General features: G+C 70.4%; 11 protein-coding genes. 6 read left to right on the plus strand and 5 right to left on the minus strand.

Annotated elements, in window-relative coordinates; translation table 11 throughout:
• The first annotated feature begins 221 nt into the window (after positions 1-221).
• Positions 222-1,313: an L-histidine N(alpha)-methyltransferase gene (locus VET29_RS14180; protein ID WP_324920017.1), complete on the plus strand. Its 1,092-nt coding sequence runs from the start codon at positions 222-224 to the stop codon at positions 1,311-1,313.
• On the opposite strand, the gene VET29_RS14185 is transcribed toward VET29_RS14180, so the two are convergent.
• The gene (locus VET29_RS14185) at positions 1,310-1,924 is read right to left on the minus strand and encodes a TetR/AcrR family transcriptional regulator (protein ID WP_324920019.1); all 615 of its coding nucleotides are present in this window, start codon (positions 1,922-1,924) and stop codon (positions 1,310-1,312) included. The genes VET29_RS14180 and VET29_RS14185 overlap by 4 nt on opposite strands.
• A gap of 108 nt (positions 1,925-2,032) precedes the next feature.
• Here VET29_RS14185 and VET29_RS14190 point away from each other — a divergent pair, with 108 nt between their 5' ends.
• Positions 2,033-3,763, plus strand: coding sequence for an ABC transporter ATP-binding protein (locus VET29_RS14190; protein ID WP_324920021.1), 1,731 nt, complete (start codon positions 2,033-2,035; stop codon positions 3,761-3,763).
• A 234-nt stretch (positions 3,764-3,997) separates the two neighbouring features.
• Positions 3,998-5,863: an ABC transporter ATP-binding protein gene (locus VET29_RS14195; RefSeq protein ID WP_414636499.1), complete on the plus strand. Its 1,866-nt coding sequence runs from the start codon at positions 3,998-4,000 to the stop codon at positions 5,861-5,863.
• 341 nt (positions 5,864-6,204) lie between these two features.
• Here VET29_RS14195 and VET29_RS14200 read toward each other — a convergent pair whose 3' ends face one another.
• Positions 6,205-7,260, minus strand: a complete 1,056-nt coding sequence (locus tag VET29_RS14200; protein ID WP_324920023.1) for a saccharopine dehydrogenase NADP-binding domain-containing protein — start codon at positions 7,258-7,260, stop codon at positions 6,205-6,207.
• A gap of 82 nt (positions 7,261-7,342) precedes the next feature.
• On the opposite strand from VET29_RS14200, the gene VET29_RS14205 reads away from it, so the two are divergent.
• The 3 genes from VET29_RS14205 (at position 7,343) to VET29_RS14215 (ending at position 11,055) form a co-directional block, all read left to right on the plus strand.
• The gene (locus VET29_RS14205) at positions 7,343-7,921 is read left to right on the plus strand and encodes a helix-turn-helix domain-containing protein (protein ID WP_324920026.1); all 579 of its coding nucleotides are present in this window, start codon (positions 7,343-7,345) and stop codon (positions 7,919-7,921) included.
• 144 nt (positions 7,922-8,065) lie between these two features.
• Positions 8,066-9,649 (plus strand): ATP-binding cassette domain-containing protein, encoded by a 1,584-nt coding sequence (locus tag VET29_RS14210; protein ID WP_324920028.1) that lies wholly within the window; start codon positions 8,066-8,068, stop codon positions 9,647-9,649.
• Complete coding sequence (locus tag VET29_RS14215) at positions 9,646-11,055, plus strand: aminotransferase class V-fold PLP-dependent enzyme (protein WP_324920030.1); 1,410 nt, start codon at positions 9,646-9,648, stop codon at positions 11,053-11,055. The genes VET29_RS14210 and VET29_RS14215 overlap by 4 nt, the downstream gene beginning before the upstream one ends.
• A gap of 357 nt (positions 11,056-11,412) precedes the next feature.
• Here the strand turns inward: VET29_RS14215 and VET29_RS14220 are convergent, their stop codons facing one another.
• The 3 genes from VET29_RS14220 to VET29_RS14230 all read right to left on the minus strand — a co-directional run bounded on the left by VET29_RS14220 (position 11,413) and on the right by VET29_RS14230 (position 16,405).
• Positions 11,413-13,584, minus strand: a complete 2,172-nt coding sequence (locus tag VET29_RS14220; RefSeq protein ID WP_324920031.1) for an MMPL family transporter — start codon at positions 13,582-13,584, stop codon at positions 11,413-11,415.
• An 89-nt stretch (positions 13,585-13,673) separates the two neighbouring features.
• The gene (locus tag VET29_RS14225; protein ID WP_324920033.1) at positions 13,674-15,425 is read right to left on the minus strand and encodes an EAL domain-containing protein; all 1,752 of its coding nucleotides are present in this window, start codon (positions 15,423-15,425) and stop codon (positions 13,674-13,676) included.
• Positions 15,422-16,405, minus strand: coding sequence for an alpha/beta hydrolase (locus VET29_RS14230; RefSeq protein WP_324920035.1), 984 nt, complete (start codon positions 16,403-16,405; stop codon positions 15,422-15,424). Before VET29_RS14230 ends, VET29_RS14225 begins: the two co-directional genes overlap by 4 nt.
• Between the last annotated feature and the right edge of the window lies 1 nt (position 16,406).

Here is a 16,406-nt window from a genome sequence, read left to right on the forward strand (position 1 = left end):
GGCCTCGGGTCCGGAGTCCGCTCCGCGTCCGGCCCGGCTCGCCCACCGACCTGACGAAGCGGTGGCTGGCGCCTGGTTGAAAGGCTCTTTCTGAACAGACCTCTGTTCAGAAAGAGCCTTTCTGCATTTTCTGCATATTTCGTAATGCAGGTGGGTTGTGCAGATGCACGTGCAGATGCAGAATCTTCACGTTGCGCTGCCATCGGCGAGGGGAGACTGCGATGGCCGTTGGAGAGATCGAGGTAACGAGCCGGCCTGCCGGCCTTCGGGTGCCCGCGCCACCAGCACTTGAGTGGCTCGAGCTGGCTGAAAGTGATCGAACGGCACGTTTCGTCGGACTCATCAGCGATCTCAGCCGTGCCTTCGACGCGTCGGGGGACGGCAAGCGCATCACCTCCGCCCACGCGTGCGCCGGGATGGGAGCGGCGCTCGCGTGGGCGGCGGTTTGTCGGGATCCTCTTGGCGTCGTCCCGAGGACGAGCGTCGAGACGTTCGCGGCACGTTGGCGGGAGCTGTGTGGGAGCGCTCCCGCCGCGCCGTGCCACTACGTCAGTCTCGGCCCGGGCGACGGCCGGAAGGACGAGGTGCTGCTCGGGGACCTGTCGAGCGCCAACCCCGACCTGTGCTACCTGCCGGTCGACGCCGGCGAGGAGTTGCTGCACCTGGCTGTGCGGGGGGTGATCCGGCGTCTCGGCCTGCCGGCCGACCGGGTCATGTCGCTGCCGTGGGACTTCTCGCAGCGGGAGACCGCGGCGGCCCTGCGGCGCCTGCTCGACGAGCTGTCCGGGTCGACGCCTGTGCTGTTCTCGTTGCTGGGCAACACGATCGCCGGCTTCGACGCCGACGCGTCGGTGCTCGGGCTGGTCGCGTCCCTGCTCCGCCCGGACGACCGGCTGCTGCTGGAGGTCGAGGTCACGGGGGAGCTGACGGATCGTCTGGCCGTACTGGCGGCGGACGAGCAGGCGCGGAGCCCGGCGTTCGGCGAGTACGCCGCGGCGGCGGTGCGCGAGCACACGGACCTGGACGTGAGGTGGGACGACGCGGAGGTCATCGGCACGGTCGAGGCCGACCGCGCGCTGCTGGTGAAGACCGTCTGCCGAGCGGACGACGACCTGCGGCTGACCCTGCCGAACCGTGCCACGGTCCCGTTCCGCTTCGACGACACGGTGCGGGTGGCACTGTCCCGCAAGTACTCGGCGTCCGGCCTGGCCACCATGGTCGAGGACGCGGGCCTGACCATCACCGGCGACGTGTGCGTCGGCACGGGCGGCCCGTTCGGCCTGGCCCTGCTGATGCTCGCGCGGGCGGCCTAGTCGGCGAGGCCCCTCAGCAGGGGCAGGTACACGTCGTCCACGAGGCTTTCGATGGTCTCCTCCGGGATCGGGGCGCCGCTCAGGATGGCCTCGGCGCGGAGCAGGTCCACCGGGAGCCGCAGCGCGCGCGGCGGCATGTGCACGGGCTTCAGCTCACCACGCGCGACCGCGTTGTCGACGACCGTCCACATCGACTTCGTGATGGGTGCGGCGTCCATCCGCTCGCGCAGCCACGCCTGGACCTCCGGATGCTTGAACGTGTCCGCCATGACGCCGGCGATGGCCTGGCTCATCATCGCGTCCATCCGGTTCGCGATCCGGCCGAACAGCCAGACGATGTCCGCCCGTAGCGAACCAAGGTCGGGGGCGGTCGTGGTCATCGGCTGCCTGCGGGCCCACGCGGCGATGACGAGGGCCGCCCGGCTCTGCCATCGGCGGTAGATGACGGGTTTGCTCGTCCCTGCCCGTTTTGCCACCGCCTCTATCGTGAGAGCCGTGTAACCGACCTCGTTCAACTCGGCCCAGGCGGCGTCGAGGATCGCCTGCTCGAGCTCGGCGCCACGCCGGCGAGTGAGCTTGGCAGCCGTAAAAACGGTCGCGTCGTCGTCCACCTGACCCCTAAACTCTGGACCGGACCCCTAAGATACGTTGAGTTTCTTAACGGTCTGGTCTACCTTGTCCAATATTAGACACGGTTCGTTTCTTCACAGGGGGAACTGTTGCTGAACCGCCTGCTGTTCCACTACCTGCGCCCGTACCGCAGGGAGCTGACGGCCATCCTCGCCCTACAGCTCGTCGGCACGATCGCGTCGCTGTACCTGCCCAGCCTCAACGCGGACATCATCGACAACGGTGTCGCGCGCGGCGACAACGGCTACATCCTCCAGACGGGCACCTGGATGCTGGGCGTGTCGCTGTTGCAGATCGTCTGCTCGGTCATCGCCGTCCTGCTCGGCGCGCGCATGGCGATGGCGTTCGGGCGGGACGTCCGGTCCGGGATCTTCCACCAGGTCGGCCGGTTCTCCGCGCGCGAGGTCGCCGGTTTCGGCGCGCCGTCGCTGATCACCCGCACCACCAACGACGTGCAGCAGGTCCAGTTGCTGGTCGTCATGATGGCGACGATGTTCGTCGCCGCGCCGATCATGTGCGTGGCGGGCGTGATCATGGCGCTGCAGGAGGACGTCGGCCTCTCGTGGCTGCTGCTGGTGTGCGTGCCGGCGCTGGTCATCTGCATCGGCCTGATCGTGTCGCGCATGGTGCCGCAGTTCCGGCTGATGCAGGAGCGCATCGACCAGGTCAACCGCGTGCTGCGTGAGCAGCTGTCCGGCATCCGCGTGGTCCGCGCGTTCGTCCGCGAGAAGGCCGAGACCGAGCGGTTCCGGGACGCGAACCAGCAGCTCACCGACACCGCGCTGCGGGTCGGCAGGCTGCAGGCGATGATCTTCCCCACCGTCATGCTGATCCTGAACGTGTCCAGCGTCGCGGTCCTGTGGTTCGGCGCCCACCGTGTCGACGCCGGTGAGATGCAGGTCGGCGCGCTCACCGCGTTCCTGTCCTACCTGCTGCAGATCCTGATGTCGGTCATGATGGCCACGTTCATCTCGATGATGATCCCGCGCGCGGCCGTCTGCGCCGAGCGGATCATGGAGGTGATCGACACCGACTCGTCCGTGAAGTCGCCGGAGTCGCCGGTCGTCGAACTGCCCTCACGTGCCGAGGTCGAGTTCGCCGGCGTCGAGTTCCGGTACCCGGGCGCGGTCGACCCGGTGCTGCGGGACATCTCCTTCCGCGCCGAGGCCGGTCAGACCACGGCCATCATCGGCAGCACCGGCGCCGGCAAGACCACGCTGGTCAACCTGATCCCCCGGCTGATCGACGTGACCGGCGGCGAGATCAGGGTCAACGGCACGGACGTCCGGCTGCTGGAGCCGGACGTGCTGCGTAGCCGGATCGGGCTCGTGCCGCAGATCGCGTACCTGTTCACCGGCACCGTGCGGTCCAACCTCCGGTACGGCAACCCGGACGCGTCGGACGAGCAGCTGTGGGAGGCGCTGGAGATCGCGCAGGCCAAGGACTTCGTGACCGACATGGGCGGCCTGGACGCGGCCATCGCGCAGGGCGGCACGAACGTGTCCGGCGGCCAGCGGCAGCGGCTGTCGATCGCGCGGGCGCTGGTCCGCAAGCCGGAGATCTACCTGTTCGACGACGCGTTCTCCGCGCTGGACCTCGCGACCGACGCGGCGCTGCGCTCCGCGCTGCGCCCGCACACCGAGCACGCCGCGGTGATCGTGGTGGCCCAGCGGGTGTCCACGATCCTCGACGCGGACCGCATCGTGGTGCTGGAGAACGGCGAGATCGTCGGCTCCGGCAGCCATCGTGAGCTGATGTCCAGCTGTCCAACCTACCTCGAGATCGTCGAGTCCCAGCTGACCCCGGAGCAGGCGGCATGAGCGGAGCTTGCGGAGTGAATCATGGATATTCGGGCCGGCAGGGAGCCCGCGGAGGGCGTCGGTGTAGCGGAGCTTGCGGAGCGTTCCGGCGCCGTGGAGCGGGGGAGGTGACGGCGTGAGCGGAGCTTGCGGAGTGATTCATGGATATTCGGGCCGGCAGGGAGCCCGCGGAGGGCGTCGGTGTAGCGGAGCTTGCGGAGCGTTCCGGCGCCGTGGAGCGGGGGAGCTGACGGCATGACTACTCCCACTGCAACTCGTCGTCCGATGCCGGCCGGTCCCATCGGCAGGGGTTTTCCCGGCATGCAAGGGCCGCCCAGCAAGGCGGACGACTTCGGCACGTCCGCGAAACGGCTGCTCGCCAGGATGCGTCCCGAGCGTGCCCCGATCGCGGCCGTCGTCGCGCTCGGCGCGCTCGCCGTCGGGTTCAACGTCGCGGGGCCGAAGGTCCTCGGGCACGCGACGGACATCATCTTCAACGGCATCATCGCGCGGTTCCGCGGCGTTCCCGGCGCCGGCATCGACTTCGGCGCGCTCGGCTCGGTGCTCGCCTGGGTGCTGGGGCTGTACCTGACGTCGTCGCTGTTCTCGCTGGCGCAGGGGTGGCTGCTGAACAACGTGGTGCAGCGCCTGGTGCTCACGCTGCGCGAGGACGTCGAGGCCAAGCTGCACCGGCTGCCGCTGCGGTACTTCGACGGCCAGCCGCGTGGTGAGTTGCTTTCCCGGGTCACCAACGACATCGACAACATCTCGACGACGTTGCAGCAGACGATGAGCCAGCTGCTGACCTCCGTGCTCACCGTGGTCGGCGTCATGATCATGATGTTCACGATCTCGCCGCTGCTCGCGGTGATCGCGCTGCTGATCATCCCGGCGTCGGTGTTCGTGACGAGGGCGGTCGGCAAGCGGGCGCAGAAGCTGTTCATCGCGCAGTGGAAGCACACCGGCGCGTTGAACGCGCACATCGAGGAGTCGTTCACCGGGCACCAGCTGGTGAAGGTGTTCGGCCGGCAACAGGAGTCGGAGGAGGAGTTCCGCAAGCGCAACGAGGAGCTGTACCAGGCCTCGTCGGGTGCGCAGTTCGTGTCCGGCCTGATCATGCCGTCGATGATGTTCCTGTCGAACATCAGCTACGTGCTGGTCGCGGTGGTCGGCGGCCTGCGGATCACGTCCGGCACGATGACGCTGGGCGAGGTGACGGCGTTCATCCAGTACTCGCGGCAGTTCACCCAGCCGCTGACGCAGGTGGCGTCGATGGCGAACCTGCTGCAGTCCGGCGTGGCGTCGGCGGAGCGCGTGTTCGAGCTGCTCGACGCCGAGGAGCAGGAGCCCGACCCGGCCGACGCGTCGCTGCCGGCGGAGCGCCGCGGCCGCGTGGCGTTCGAGGGCGTGTCGTTCTCGTACCGGCCGGAGCAGCCGCTGATCGAGGACCTGTCGCTGGTGGCGGAACCGGGCCAGACGGTCGCGATCGTGGGCCCGACCGGTGCGGGGAAGACGACGCTGGTCAACCTGATCATGCGCTTCTACGAGCTGGACGCCGGCCGGATCACCCTGGACGGTGTGGACATCACGGCGCTCCGCCGCGAGGACCTTCGCTCCCAGGTGGGCATGGTCCTCCAGGACACCTGGCTGTTCGGCGGCACGATCCGCGACAACATCGCCTACGGCAAGCCGGGGGCGACCGAAGAGGAGATCATCAACGCCGCCCAGGCGACGTACGTGGACCGTTTCGTCCGCACCCTTCCCGACGGCTACGACACGGTCATCGACGAGGAGGCGTCGAACGTGTCGGCGGGCGAGAAGCAGCTGCTGACGATCGCGAGGGCCTTCCTGGCCAGCCCGTCACTGCTGATCCTCGACGAGGCGACCAGCTCGGTCGACACCCGCACGGAGTCACTGGTACAGCACGCGATGGCGGCACTGCGTTCGTCCAGGACGAGCTTCGTGATCGCCCACCGGCTGTCCACGATCCGCGACGCGGACCTGATCCTGGTGATGGAGTCCGGCCGCATCGTGGAACAGGGCAACCACGAGGAACTACTGGAACAGCGCGGCGCCTACCACCGCCTGTACGCGGCCCAGTTCGCGGCGCCGGTCGAGTAGCCGCCCGCCCTCGCCCTGCCGGCCGCTGGCCGGCGGGGGCAGGGCAGGGCAACGCAGGGCAGGGCAGGGCAGGGCAACGCAGGGCAACGCAGGGCAACGCAGGACAAGGCGAGGCCGGGCAGGGCGAGGCAAGGCAGGGCCGAGCGGGGCGAGGCGGGGCGGGGAGGGCAAGGCAAGGTCGGGGCCGGGCAAGGCAGGGCCGGGCAAGGGCGCAGGCGGGCGAGGGCAGGCGCAGGCGGAGGCGAGGTGGGCGAAAGGCGGGCGCAGGCGCAGGCCGGGCGGAGGAACGCTTCGTGGCGGTCGTCGCCGAGCGTTCCGGTGGACGCGTGGGTCGGGAGTGTTCAGTCTCCGGCCATGAACTCGGCGCCGGCGGCCAGTGCCACCTCAGGGCCGAAGAGCCTGGCCGGGGTGAACGTGCCCGGACGGCCTTCGCCCCTGGCCAGGCGCTGGGCGACCTCGGTGACGGCGTCGACGGTGAACGTCATGCCTTCACCGGTGCGCAGCCAGCCCTCGCGCACGCGACCGGACTCCCATTCGACTCGGGCGCGGCCCCAGGACGATCGGCGCGGGCGTTCCTTGGCCGTGGTCGTGGTGATGCGGGCGAGCCGCCGGGTGGCGAAGCCGGCCAGGCCAGGTAGCCGCAACACGCCACCGATCACCGGCAGGGCCGCTCGGACGACCGGGTTTGCCGGGGCGAGAGCCGAGGCGCCGATCACCGACGGGGCTCCGCTGGCCCGCCATGCCGCGAAGAGTTCGCCGCTGCCCAGGGCGGCGGTGGTGACGACGTCGCCGTCGGGGGTGGTCAGTCGCTCGGCGGCACCCCCTGCCCGGGCACGGGTCAGCCGGCCCTGACGCACCTCGCGGCCACCATCGAGCAGCGCGTGCACGATGGTGGCCGCCAGGGCTTCGCCGAGGGCGCCGGGTTCGATCGCGACGGACGCGATGGCGTCGACGCGTACTCGCGAGGGCTTCTCCTCGCCCGCCAGCAGGTGCAGCAGGATGCTCTCGGTCGCGAGCACGCCGAAGCCCGCGCCGCAGACCAGTGTGCGGCCGGTCGCCGCCGCCTCCCGGTCCATGTCGTGGAGCAGTTCGAAGGCGCTCAGCTCGGCGCCGACGTCGACGTAGTGGGTGCCTGGCGGGCAGGCCCGCGCGACCCGCGGCGCGGTGACCGTGAACGGGCCCACCGTGTTGATCACGACGGCCGGCGCCTCGGTGGTCAGACGCGCGCAGACCTCGTCGAGCGAGCCGGTCACCGCCCGTGCGTCCGGACTCACCTGGGCCAGCCGCTCCCGGCTGCGGCCGGCGACCACCACCTCGGCCCCGGCCTTCCGCAGCCGTGCCACCGCCTCCTGGCCGACCCGTCCGGTCGCGCCGAGTACCCAGATCTCACCCGTCATGGTCGCCTCCATCGGTCATGGCACGTCGTGTCATCACTATGGCATATTACGACACGACGTGTCATCACCTAGGATCTGGGACATGGGTCGATGGCAGCCGGGTGCGCGTGAGCGGCTCGAACAGGCCGCGCTCGATCTCTTCATCGAGCAGGGCTTCACCGAGACGACCGTGCCGCAGATCACGGCGCGGGCCGGGCTCACGACCCGTACGTTCTTCCGGCATTTCGCCGACAAGCGCGAGGTGCTGTTCGCCGGCGAGGAGCTGGTGCCCGAGCGGGTGGCCCGCTTCATGGCCGAGGCCCCACCGGCGCTCGGCCCGATGGAACTGATCGCCGAGGGCCTCGCCCCCGCCGCGGCCGAGATCTTCACCGGCCGCGGCCTCGACTACCTGCTCCGCCGGCGGGCCGCGATCGACGCCGAACCCGCCCTGCGCGAGCGCGAGCTGCGCAAGTTCTCGCTGCTGTCGCAGGCCCTGGAGCAGGGCTTCCGCGACCGCGGCGTCGACGCCCTGACCGCCGTGTTGGCCGCCGAGCTCGCCGTGACCACGTTCCGGATAGCGGTGACCCGCTGGCTCGACCAGCACGGCGACCCCGACCTCCCGGCCACCGTCGACCAGACCCTCGCGGCGATGAGGCACCTGACGAACACGCCACCGGCATAGGTGGTCGCGCGGATCGGGGTGGCGATCCCGCCGGCGTGACCAGCACCGTTGCCTCTTCGGCTTCCGAAGGGGAAGGTTTCCGCGCTGAGCGGTGCACACCCGCCGACGGTGGTCATACTCTGGCACTAAGCCAGGGGAGGCCGCATGCCCGTCACCAGCACGGTTTCCCGCGTCCAGGCGCTCGCCGCGTCCTGGCGCGCGGACGACTTCACGCTCGAGCCCGTCACCGCGGAGATCGGCGCCGGGCGGCTCATCGCGATCATCGGGCCGAGCGGGGCGGGAAAGACCACGTTGCTCGAACTGCTCGCCGGCGTCCGGACGCCCACCCGCGGCCAGGTCACGCAGCCGCCCGAGGTCGGGTTCGTGCCACAGGACGACATCGTGCACACGCATCTGCCCCTGCGCCGGACACTGTCCTATGCGGCCCGCCTGCGTGGCGAGTACGACGCCGCGGTCGTCGGTGAGGTGCTCGACACCCTCGGGCTCACCCCGCGCGCCGGCGCCACCGTCGCCACGCTCAGCGGTGGTGAGCGCAAGCGGGCGAGCATCGCCGTCGAGCTGCTCGCCAAGCCGGACGTGCTGTTCCTCGACGAGCCGACCAGCGGGCTCGACCCCGCGACCGGGCGGGACCTGTTGCGGCACCTGCGATCCCTCGTGGACGCCGGCAACACGGTGGTACTGACCACACACACGCCGAGCGACATCGGCCTGTGTGACGAGGTTTTCGTGCTCGCCGGCGGCCGGCTGGTGTTCGCCGGCGCGCCGGACGCCGTGCTCGAGCACTTCGGCGCCACGACCGCCGAGGAGGTCTACGACCGGCTCGCGGGCGACCTGCCGGAGTGGTCACCCGGCGCGGTCGTGTTCGAGCCGCCGCGACCGGTGCCGGAGCGGAAGCGGCCCGCCGGCCCTCGGCAGTGGTGGTTGCTGACCGCGCGGTCGGTGGAACTGCTGGCCCGCAACAGGTTGACGCTCGCGATCCTCATGGGGTCACCGGTCGTGATCGCGTTGATGTTCCTCATGCTGTTCCGTCCGGGGGCGTTCGACCCCGCGCGTCCCAGCCCCAGCACGACCGCGATGATCCTGTTCTGGATCGCGTTCGGCGGGTTCTTCTTCGGCCTCACCTACGGCCTCTCGCAGATCTGCGACGAGTTCGCCATCCTGCGCAGGGAACGCCGGGCCGGCCTTGCGCTCCTGCCCTACCTGCTGTCCAAGGTGGCCGCGCTGCTTCCCTTGCTGTGCCTGGTGGACGCGCTGCTGCTCGGCCTGCTCGCGGTGACCGACCGACTGCCGGCGCTCGACGCGGCCGGTAACGCGCGGTTGTTCGGCACGGTCGCACTGGCGTCGCTGTGTGCGTTGACGCTCGGCCTGCTGTGCGCGTCGGCGGTCAACAACCCGTCGCAGGCCGCGTTGACGCTGCCGATGCTGTGCTTCCCACAGGTCCTGTTCGTCGGCGCGTTCCTGCCGGTGCCGGTGATGGCGGACGTGGGCAGGTGGGCGAGCTACGCGATGTCCAACCGCTGGGCGTTCGAGGCGCTCGGCCACACGGCCGGCCTGCCGGGCCTGTGGCGTGACGGCGGTTCCCAGCTCGGGCCGCCGCTGCTGGCGTCCTACGGCGACAGCTTCGACCATCCACTGTGGGCCAGCTGGACCATCCTGGCCGGCTTCGCCGTGCTGTTCGCGGCGCTGGCCGTGCTCGTGCTGAGGCGCAAGGCCGGTCCGGCTCGATGAGCGAGTTCCTGGCCGAGTTCCCGGAGTACCGCGACACGGTGAAGCTCGATGCCCTGCGCGACACCGAGTACGGCTACCTCGACGAGCAGGGGCACCTGTACCTCGACTACACCGGCGCGGGATTGGCCGCGCGGGCGCAGTACCGGGCGCACACGGAACGGTTGACCGGCAAGCTCTACGGCAACCCGCACTCGGTCAACCCGACGAGCGAGGCGTCGACCGAGCTCGTGGAGCGGACCCGGGCGCGGGTGCTGGCGCACTTCAACGCCTCGCCGGACGAGTACACCGCCGTGTTCACCCCGAACGCGACCGGCGCGGCCCGGCTCGTCGGGGAGGCGTACCCGTTCACCCGGCGTACCCGGCTCGTGCTCACGTTCGACAACCACAACTCCGTCAACGGGCTTCGGGAGTTCGCGCTCCGCGGGCGCGCCAGAACCGTCTACGTGCCGACGCGGGCGCCGGAGCTGCGGGTCGACACGAGCGCGCTGACCGACGTCCTCATGCACGGCAGGCGCGGACTGTTCGCGTACCCGGCGCAGAGCAACTTCAGCGGCGTGCGGCACCCGCTGGACTGGATCGGCCTCGCACAGGGGCTGGGTTACGACGTGCTGCTGGACGCGGCCGCGTACCTGCCGACGGGCACGCTGGACCTGAGCGTGGTGCGGCCGGAGTTCGTGATGGTCAGCTGGTACAAGCTGTTCGGCTACCCGACGGGCGTCGGCTGCCTGGTCGCGCGCCGCGACGCACTGGCGAGGCTGGTGCGGCCGTGGTTCTCCGGTGGCACGATCCAGGCGGTGAGCGTCGGCATGCCGTGGCACACGATGGCACCGGACGAGTCCGCCTTCGAGGACGGGACGGTGAACTTCCTGACGATCCCCGACGTCCACTTCGGACTCGACTGGCTGACCGGCATCGGCGTGGACGTGATCGGCACCCGGGTGCGATGCCTGACGGGCTGGCTACTGGAGCGGCTGAGCCTGCTGCGGCACAGCGACGGCACGCCGATGGTCCGGGTGTACGGCCCGGTGGACACGAAGGATCGCGGCGGCACGGTGGCGTTCAACTTCCTGGACCCGAACGGCCACGTGGTCGACGAACGCCTGGTGGCGAACGAAAGCACCGCGGCGGGTATCTCCCTGCGGACAGGGTGCTTCTGCAACCCGGGGGTGGGCGAGGGCGCGTTCGACGTGGACCAGCGTGCCCTGAAACCGTTGCGTGACGCGAAGATCAGCTCGATGGACGAGTACATCCACCTGATCGGCCTGCCGACCGCCGGCGCGATCCGGGTGTCGCTGGGCCTGGTGTCCACGGTGGACGACGTGGCACGCTTCATGGCCTTCGCGGAGGAGACCTACCGCGACCGCGTCCCCGACACGACCGGCCTCCCGCCCCGCGACCGCTGCTAGTGCCCACTCCACCTGGACGGGGCACTAGTGTCCCGCGCCGGAGATCAGGCAGCTAATTCGGCGGCCCAGCTTTCTGCTGGCGGCGTTGCCGGTTCGCCCAAGTACGACCCAGTACGAGGACGAACCGGTGTCTTGCCAGCAGAAACCCGGATCCACCGACTTGATCACCGCATTTCCGGCGCGGGACACTAGCGCGCCTCCGGGTGGCGAACGTCACGAGAAGAAGAGGAGGAACCCGACGTGACACCGCGATGTGCACGAAACCGTAACTCGGTGTGGGTGAACGCGGGACTCGGTATGTCTGAACGCGGGACTCGCGGGGTGGGGGCCGGGGCCTCAGCGGCCCCGGCCCTTCGCTCACCCGACGGGTTCGAGGACCCTCGTCTCCTCGTTCGCGTTGACCTCCCCGCGCTTGCGGAGGAAGCGGGGTGTCCACCAGTTCGCCTTGCCCAGGACGGTCATCAGGGCCGGCAGCAGCACCGCGCGGATCAGGGTCGCGTCGATGAGAATCGCGGTCGCGAGGCCGACGCCCATCTGCTTCATGTCGATCGTGCTCAGGGTCGCGAAGATCGAGAACACGCCGATCATGACCGCGGCCGCGCTCGTCACCACGCCGGCCGACCGGGTGATGCCCGCCGCCACCGCGTCGCGGGTCGGCATCACCGCCGACGCCTCGCGGATTCGGCTCACCACGAACACGTGGTAGTCCATCGACAGGCCGAACAGGGTCACGAACAGGATCACCGGTAGCCAGGCCGTGATGCCGCCGGTGGACGTGAAGCCGAGCAGCCCCTCCGCCCACGTGTGCTGGAACACCAGCACCAGCACGCCGTACGCCGCCCCCGCCGACAGCAGGTTCAGCCCGATCGCGCTCAACGCGATTACCGGCGCACGGAACGCCCACAGCATCACCAGGAACGTCAGCAGCAGCACGAACCCGATCACCCACGGCAGCGCGTCGTTCATGCTCGCGACGAAGTCGTTCTCGCCGGCGGTCTGGCCGCTCACCGCGAACTCGGCACCCCGCACCTGGCCGACGGTGGCCGGCAGCAGGGAGGTCCGCAGCTTCGCGAGCGACTCGTCGGCCTGCGGCGACGTGCCGTCGTACGGGATGCCGGCGGAGATCAGGTAGATCCGTCCGCCGGACGCGGCGGTCACCCTCGGCGGCTGGTCGTGCGCGAAACCGGGCTCCTTGGCCAGCCGTGCCAGCAGGTCGGTCACCGCGGCCTTGCCGGCGCCGGTCTGCGAAGCCGGCACCCGCACGGCGATCTGGTGGGTCGCGCCGGTGCTCGGGAACGCGTCGGTCATCCGGTCGTACGAGCGCATGATCGGGATGCTGCGCGGCAGGTCCGACGACGACGGCGAGTTCAGTGTCATGCCGAACGCCGGCACAGCCAGCGCCACGAGCACGCCACCGGAGATGATCATCGTGGTCCTCGGCGCCCGCAGGCTCGGCTTGAGCACCGCCCGCCAGAACCGCGGATTGTCCGAGTTACGCATGGAGAACCGCCACAGCACCGGGATGCGCGGCTTGTCCACGAACCGGCCCAGCTTCGCCAGCAGCGCGGGCAGCACGGTGATCGAGCCGATCATCGCGGCCAGCACCACCAGGATCGTCCCCACGGCGATCGACGAGAACACGATGTCGTCGACCACGAACATGCCCGCCATCGCGACGGTCACGGCGATGCCGGACACCACGATCGCGTGCCCCGACGTGGCCGCCGCGATCTCCACCGCGTCCACGTGCCCGGCCCCCTTCGCGCGTTCCTCCCGGTCGCGCCGCACGTAGAACAGCGAGTAGTCCACCCCGACCGCCATGCCGATCAGCAGGATCATGCTGGACGTGTTGTCCGTCGCCGGAATCAGCTGCGAGGCCACCGCGGACAGCCCGAGCGCCGCGCCCACCGCGGACATCGCCAGCAGCACCGGCACCCCCGCCGCGATCAACGCGCCGAACACCACGAGCATGATCAGCAGCGTCACCGGGATGCTGATCAGCTCCGCCTTCTGGAAGTCGTCGCCCAGGGTCGCCGAGAGCGCCTTGTCCAGCGACGCGCCGCCGACCTGCTCGATCAGCAGGTCCGGGTACTGCTTCTGCACGGCCGCGGTCGTGGCCAGGAGCTTGTCGACGCGTTCGTCCGCGGTCTCGGGGTCGCCGGCCAACTCGACGTTGACCAGCATCGCCTTGCCCTTCGGCGACGACACCGGCTCGCTGACCTTGCCGACCTCGCGCAGCGAGCCCATCCCGGTCCGCACCTCGTTGGCCGCCGCCAGCGCGTGGTCGCGGTCGAGGGCCCCGTCGCGGGCCGAGATCAGCACGTTCTCCGTGGCCGGGCGGGTGAAACCGGCCTCGTCGACGATGCTCTGGTAGGTCGCGAGCTCACCCTTCGGGTGGTCGTCGAAGTCCGCGCTCCGGGTGCCGGTGACCTGGCCGGCGCCGATGCAGACGGCCACGAACAGCAGCCACGCGCCGATCGCCCGCCACGGGTGCTCCGCGCTCCATCTCGCGATTCGCACGGTTAACATCGGCTTTCCCATCGGGAGCCCCCTTGAGCTGTCTGGGTCGGGATGACGCAGACAAGGCTCCAACAAGCCGGCCGCCGGAAACTCCGGGCTTACCCGGGAGATCCCTCAGGGTTGACCCTGAAGATGGGTCCGCCGGCGATGTCCGCGCCGACGCCGCGCCACCAGTCGATCTCCGGCTCGGTGCGCAGGTCGTCCACCGAGACCGTGGCGCCGGCCTGGTGGACCAGTGTGGTGAGGCTCACCATCGCCTGTGACACAAGGGCTTTGGCGCGCATCGAGCGGGCCTGGGCGACCAGGCGGGGCGAGAGCGACACCGTGCGCACCGGCAGGTTCGGCAGCTGCACCACCTCCGACGGCGAGCCGTGGAAGTCGTGCACCGCGACCCGCACGCCCGCCTTCACCAGCGTGGTCAGGTTGTCGAGCGCCTGCGATCGCCCGTCGAACACCTCCATCGCCGGCAGCGCGAGCCCCAACCGGTCCGGTGGCATCGACACGTCGTGCAGCGTGCCGAGGACCGACTCGACGAGGTCCGCCGCCGCGGCCTGGTTCGGCGACAGGTTCACCGACAGCGGCAGGTCCTTGCGCCAGCTGCGGACGTCCTCGCCGGCCGTCCGCAGCAGCCACCGCCCGACCCGCGGGCTCAGTCCGGTCTGCTCGGCCAGCGCGACACAGCGGTGCCCGGACAGCCCGGCCTCCTCCCACCACGGGTACGCCTCGACGGCGACGGGCTGCAGGCCGGCCAGGCCGACCCGCAGGCGGTAGCCGACCGTGAGCCGGCCGGACTCGACCGCGCCCGGCATGATCGCCGACAGCTGGGACAGCTTCCTGGCCGGCTTGTGCTCGTCCTGGCCGAGCAGCCGCCAGTGCCCCGGACCGTCCCGCTGGGCGGTCCGGAGCGCGATGTCCGCCGCCCGCAACAGCTCGACCGGGCTCGCGCCGTGCGGCGGGCTCTGCACCACGCCGATGTTGGCGGTCAGCGCGAGGCCGATGTCGTCCAGGTACTTGACCTCGGCCAGCGCCTCGGACAGGCGGCCGACGAGCTCGGCCGGCGGCGCCGACGGGCGGTGCTCATGCAACACGGCGAAGCCGGACCGGTCTAGGTGTGCGACCATCGCGTCCCGGCCGGCCGCCACGTTCCGCAGCCTGGCCGCGACGTCGATCAGCAGCGCGTCCGTGCACGGACCGCCGAGACCGTCGTTGACCGCGGCGAGCCCGTTCAGCTCGAGCCGGTACAGCGTGGTCGGGGTGCCTGAGTTGAGCACCTCCTCCAGCCGCGTCGTGAAGAACTGCCGGTTCGGCAGGCCGGTCAGCGCGTCGTGCAGCAGCTGGTGGGACAGTTGGCGGCGCAGCAGCGAAAGCTCGGTCGACACGGCGTCCCGCTCGGCCTGGTACTCCTTCGCCGCCCGCGCCGCCTTCGTGGCGACCTGCTTCACCGCGGTGATCATGGCCTCCTGCTGGCTGGTCGCGCGTTCCCGCAGCGCCTCGGCATAACCGGCGGACAACGCGCCCAACAGCCGGGCCACCCGCTCCGGCTGTGCGCCGGTGGCGAGCAGGGGCCCGGCCATCACGTCCACGGTGATCTGCAGGCTCGTGCGGTCGACGCAGTGCAGCTCGACCAGCCGGGCGCCGACCTGCGTCGCCCGGTCCGGCTGGTCGGATCGCACCGCGTCGAACAGCGCGTCGACCATCTGGCGGAGCGGCTGGTGGAGCTCCGACTGCATGAGCGGCACGTACGTCGTGGTACAGAGCAGGTACGCCCACTTCCTGGTGGCCTTGTCCCGCTCCTTGTCCCGCTTCTTGTCGTGGTTCGACGGTTGTGGCGCGGGTAGGGCGCTCGTCATCCGCCGACCTTCCGGTTGGCCCAGGCGATGACCGCGGCGTAGAGGTCCGGCGCGTTGGGCGCGAAGTTGAACGCGTGGCCGTAGCCGCGCAGGACATACGTCCGTAGCTGGGCGGCCGGGCCGTAGAACGGCGCCTCCGCGGCCTGGTAGCTCGCCGCCGAGGAGCAGTCGGTGGCGAGCGGTCCGCAGAACGTCGGGTCACCGCTCGCGATCGCGGACAGCACCGGGACGTTGATCCGCCTGGTGTACCGGGTCACGGTGCCGAGCAGCGCGGCGTCGACCAGCTCACCCGGCGCCGCGACGTCCTTCGTCGCCTCGTCCAGCGCGACCACCGCCCGCACGTTCGGGCCCGGTCGGTGCATCGAGTAACGCATGCCGGCCAGCGTGGTCAGGTAGCCGGGATCGAGTGCGCGGCCGCGGAACCTCGGGTCGAGGACGGCGGGCACGAAGGTGGCGGCGATCGGCGTGATGCCGAGCGCGTTGAGGTGGTGGCCCATGGCGGTGACTACCACGCCGTCCACGTCGTGGTAGGTGCCCGCCTCGATGACCGAGATGGCGGAGCCCAGGGAGTGCCCGGCCAGTAACACCTTCGTGAACCGTGGACGCATCGCCCGAACCACCTGGTGCACCGCGTCCGCGTCGACGACCGCGGTCGGCATGGCACTCACCGGCCGGGAGCTGGCGCCGGCGCCGAGCCGGTCGACCGCGAGGGTGGCGTACCCGGCGTCGTTCATGGCGCGGCGGTAGGAGCGGGACGGGAGCGCGATGTCCCAGTACGAGCGGTTGTAGAAGCCGCCGGGCACGAGGATCTGGAGGGTGCGGGCGCCGGCCGGGACGCAGAGCGTGCCGGCCATGGTCTGGTGGATCCTCAGGACGGTCACTCCGAAGACGACCGGGTCACAGGACGTCTCGGCCTGGGCAGGGGTCGGTGTCAGCACGCCACCGGCGACGAGTAGCGCTGCGGCGAACCGCTGGAACATG

The organism is Actinophytocola sp., from assembly GCF_035634895.1.
Lineage (GTDB): Bacteria > Actinomycetota > Actinomycetes > Mycobacteriales > Pseudonocardiaceae > Actinophytocola.